The organism is Actinomycetota bacterium (genome assembly GCA_005888325.1).
In the GTDB taxonomy this organism is placed as follows: Bacteria; Actinomycetota; Acidimicrobiia; order Acidimicrobiales; family AC-14; genus AC-14.
On record VAWU01000039.1, the window covers coordinates 17,203 to 17,634 of the forward strand.

The 432-nt window shown below is 68.8% G+C and carries 1 protein-coding gene; it reads left to right on the forward strand.

All coding sequences use genetic code 11. The features are described 5' to 3' along the window. The first annotated feature begins 149 nt into the window (after nucleotides 1–149). Nucleotides 150–338 (forward strand): hypothetical protein, encoded by a 189-nt coding sequence (locus E6G06_14490; protein TML89501.1) that lies wholly within the window; start codon nucleotides 150–152, stop codon nucleotides 336–338. Nucleotides 339–432: the final 94 nt, after the last annotated feature.

Sequence of the window (432 nt, forward strand, 5' to 3'; positions counted from 1 at the left end):
CAGGTCGGACAGTCGATCAACGCCATCGGCGTTGAGGCTAGGTCACCAGCCCCCCTGGAAGGGCAGGAGATGCCGTGAAACTCGGGGAGACAGCGGCTCGCGCGAGGCGTAGTGTCGGCTTGGCGGGATTGCGCCCAGGGGGGTGGAAAGTGTCGAGCGTCCAAGGTCTCAGTCCCGCGGTGCCGTGTCTGTTTCCCGGTTGCTACGAGGCGGTGCGCTTCGATCTCGGTTCGGCCAACGGCGCCGGCCGGACGCCTCGTGCGCACGCGCGGTGCCCCAACGGCCATCCGCACTACGCCGAAGACTTCGTGACCTACGGCACCGACCGGGAGCACTAAGGCCTGGAGGCGGAAAGGCCCCCGCCCAGGGGATGGGGCCACCCCTCGGGCGAGGGCTTGTCAAACGATAGGTCTGCGCCTGCAGCCGGGGCAC